Here is a 3568-nt window from a genome sequence, read left to right on the forward strand (position 1 = left end):
ATGCAGTGTCATGTGTACTGTGATATATCGATTAGAGTCTGATCAGCCTCCAATGGAAGTCATAGAACTTTCAAAAACAGCTGTATGTTCTTTTTGAGCCTCAAAACCTGTCCTGGCTCTACTACCAATTGCTTCTTCAATAGCTTGATGCAGAACACTTTCCGGTACCTTGTTCCTCAACAAGTCTTTTACGTTCATTTTGGGTTTCCCGTAAAGACAGGTAATTACATCACCGGTTGCTGTAATCCTCAACCTATTGCAACTTCCGCAAAAGGTTCTGCTAAACGAAGGGATAATTCCAAAAGTTCCCAGGTGCCCTGGTATTTTATAATTGATAGAGGTGGAGGTATTTGGTGCGGCTAGTTTTTCAAAAGAAGGATATTCTGTTCGGATGTAATCCAGAATGGCCTTATAATGCCATTTTATGTTCTCAAAATGCTTGGAACCACCGTTAAAGGGCATCTCTTCCAAAAATCGTACAGACACCGGATATTGTTCTTGAAGCTTTAGAATGGGAATAATATCCTGAACATTTTGATCCTCCAGGACAATAAAGTTAATTCGTACCTGGAAACCTTCTTTAATGAGCGTCATAAGATTATTATACACTACGTCATATTGATCACGCCTTGTAATCTTTTCAAAGGTATCCCTGTTGATGGCGTCTAAACTGAGATTTATATTCATGATCCCTAATGCCTTTAATTCCTGAATATATGGCCCAATTAAAGTGGCATTGGTGGTTATTGATAGTTCACGAATACCGGAAAGAGAAGACAAATAGCGTAATAACACCATCAGATCTTTCCTGACAAAAGGCTCTCCCCCTGTTATTCTGATCTTGTCTATCCCCTGATCTACAAGCGATTTAGCGAGTACCTGCAACTCTTCAATGGTGAGGAGTTTATCGTTTTTTACAAAATTGATGCCTTCTGAAGGCATACAGTAATGACAACGCAGGTTACAACGATCTGTGACCGCCAATCTGAGGTAATTAATACGTCTGTTATGATTATCTATGAGCATACTTTAGTCAGATCTTATAATGGTTATCCTCCACTTACTGGGGGTATCAGGGCTATTTCATCATTTGGGGTAATGAGGGTAGAATCGGTTGCATAGTTACTATTTACCGCAATTGCCAGGGATGACAGCTCATTAAATGCCGGAAAATGATCCGTTAAATACATTTTTAACTCCCCAACGTTCTCAAGAGTACATGATTCATTCACGGGTATGGAGAAGCTGGCATTCCCAACAATATCCCGTGTGATCCCAAAAAGCAATATGGTCATAAATCTCCTCCTATTATAGCAACCGATCTCTTTTGATTCTCTAAAAAGATGCAGTCTATTGTACAAATCTTCTAAACAACACTTCGCATTAAGTTGCAAACTGTCTCTAATTTATGGCTTTTTCAAGTTTCTTTATCCTTATTACAAGGTATCAAAAATAATAGATTCTTGTTGCCTCTTTAACAATTTCTTGTTCCATCACTTATCAAAACCTTATATTTTTTATTTTAAAAATTCCTTTGTGAAAAATATTTTCAACCCTCATACTTAAATGAACAATCCTGCGTTTTGGAGGTTGAACCTAATAATATGAAAATGAAGACCTTTTTTAGAATTGCCCCCTTATTTTGTTTTATTTTAATACTTCTCTCCTGCGGCAATGCAGATGATGATGTTTCGTTTAACATCGATCCGAATGGAGATCTAGGGCAAGGAAAGCCTGTAGATAATTGTTTAGACCTGGGAGAAAATGATTTGATCTTGTCCATACAAGACCAATTTACCACACTTCCCGGAAAAGTATCTATCTTTTTTAAGGTGTCTGACGCCAATGGCAACCCTGTATCTGGGCTAACTGCCAATCAGTTTACCATATACGAACAAGGCAGAAATGATGATTGTTTTAATACGATCTCCACCTCAGAGTCTTTTGCCCGTATCTCTCCCAATTCTCAAATTTTTAGTAATAACACCTTATTGGTACTAGATCTTAGTGCCAGTGTGTTAAGTGGAAGCTTAAACGAATTAAAGTCGGCTTCCGTAAGTTTTGTAAACAATGTGATGCCTCTCCAAACTCAGGATTCCTTTAAAATGGCCATTTACTGGTTCGATGGAGAAGATGAGCTGCATTTACTTCAACCCTTAACTGCCGTTAAGGACGAACTAACTCTGGCTATTGAAGGAATCACTCAGGACATCAGCAATGATCCTTCTACTGACCTCTACGGAGCTGTGATTAAATCGACCGATATAGCCGAAGGCCTTTTAGACGAAGCTCGCAGTAACTCTACGATCAGCGCTGCTTCAGTAGTTATTTTCACCGATGGTACGGATCAGGCTTCCAGATATTCCGAATCCGATGCACTGGCCAGCGTACGAAGCGCCGATCTCAATATTTCATACTTCACGATTGGTTTAGGTGCGGAGATAGATACGGAGGTGCTAACAGAAATAGGGCGAACATTTAGTGTCTTTGCCGGCAATAAAGAGGAATTGGAAACAACTTTCAATGATATTTCATTCAGGGTCTCTGAAAGAGCCAATAGTTTTTACTTATTTGAATACTGCACCCCAAAAAGAGATGGAAGTGGGGTTAATAACCTTGCAATTTCCGTTACGGACGACTCCAGACAAGGGGCTGTACAAACCGAATTTAACGCTAACGGTTTTTCTGGCGGATGCCAATAGAACAGCTTATTTCTTACGAATACAAGGAGGATCTAACAGGTCCTCCTTCTTTTTTTACGACATTCAGGTAGGGTTTTTGGCACCATCCTTGTTATATACATAGAAACCCAAATGTATATCGCGATTAACGTACATCCTAAAAACTATGAATTGTTTAACGTAAAAGAAAGAAATTATGGATGTTATCAACGAAATTATCAGTCAGAGTGCCTTAGGATCCTTGTCTAAAGGATTTAAAAGCCTAGTTCTATCAGTATTCACCTCCATTGTGGTGACCCTTTTCGTGATGTTAATTGCAATTATCGTTAACGGTAATCAGTTGCATTTCAGCTTCGGGTTTTAATCTGTGTAAGCTGCAGTACAAAAAGCGTCTTAACGGTAAATCATCGCATTCTTGCCCACCCATTGGTTAAGTACAGACGGACCTGCCTCACCAAGATCTATTAAGAATCCATTGATGACGGCAAACTTATAATCCCCATCTTTCTGCAAAAGAAAGGTGGGGTTTTTTCCTACCTCTAATCTAAAATCGGGTAACTCGTACCCCGGACTAAGCAGGTGTAATGGAATTGGCGAGTTAAGTGCCTCTTTGGCTATGTTCTTTACGCGTACATAGGTATACCCATTTTTTAATAGCTCTCCGGGATTTACCAGCGATTCCATATCTGCATTCAGAATTTCCGGATAAACCTTCCCTGGAACTATAGTATACCCATTGGCCTCAAAGGTCTCGTAACCATAGTACGTAGAGAGATCTCCCTGATCAATGATCCTGCTGCTGTACCAGTAGTCTTTATGATCCTCTTTATCTACTTCAACCTGATTAATTCCAATATCGAGAATATAATTATTACCTAATAAGGGGT

General features: G+C 39.3%; 3 protein-coding genes and 1 pseudogene. 1 reads left to right on the forward strand and 3 read right to left on the reverse strand.

The genetic code is table 11. The annotated features are described in order from the left end of the window. Window positions 1–42 precede the first annotated feature (42 nt). Both moaA and WBM49_RS08625 read right to left on the reverse strand, forming a co-directional pair. The gene (gene moaA, locus WBM49_RS08620) at window positions 43–1026 is read right to left on the reverse strand and encodes a GTP 3',8-cyclase MoaA (RefSeq protein WP_424371649.1); all 984 of its coding nucleotides are present in this window, start codon (window positions 1024–1026) and stop codon (window positions 43–45) included. 23 nt (window positions 1027–1049) lie between these two features. Beyond that, window positions 1050–1295, reverse strand: coding sequence for a MoaD/ThiS family protein (locus WBM49_RS08625; protein ID WP_424371650.1), 246 nt, complete (start codon window positions 1293–1295; stop codon window positions 1050–1052). A gap of 315 nt (window positions 1296–1610) precedes the next feature. Here WBM49_RS08625 and WBM49_RS08630 point away from each other — a divergent pair, with 315 nt between their 5' ends. Next, window positions 1611–2702 (forward strand): vWA domain-containing protein, encoded by a 1092-nt coding sequence (locus tag WBM49_RS08630; protein ID WP_424371651.1) that lies wholly within the window; start codon window positions 1611–1613, stop codon window positions 2700–2702. A gap of 372 nt (window positions 2703–3074) precedes the next feature. Here WBM49_RS08630 and WBM49_RS08635 read toward each other — a convergent pair. Further along, window positions 3075–3568: pseudogene (locus tag WBM49_RS08635) on the reverse strand (peptidase M14); the annotation flags it as partial.

It is taken from the genome of Muriicola sp. (genome assembly GCF_049669965.1).
GTDB lineage: Bacteria > Bacteroidota > Bacteroidia > Flavobacteriales > Flavobacteriaceae > Muriicola.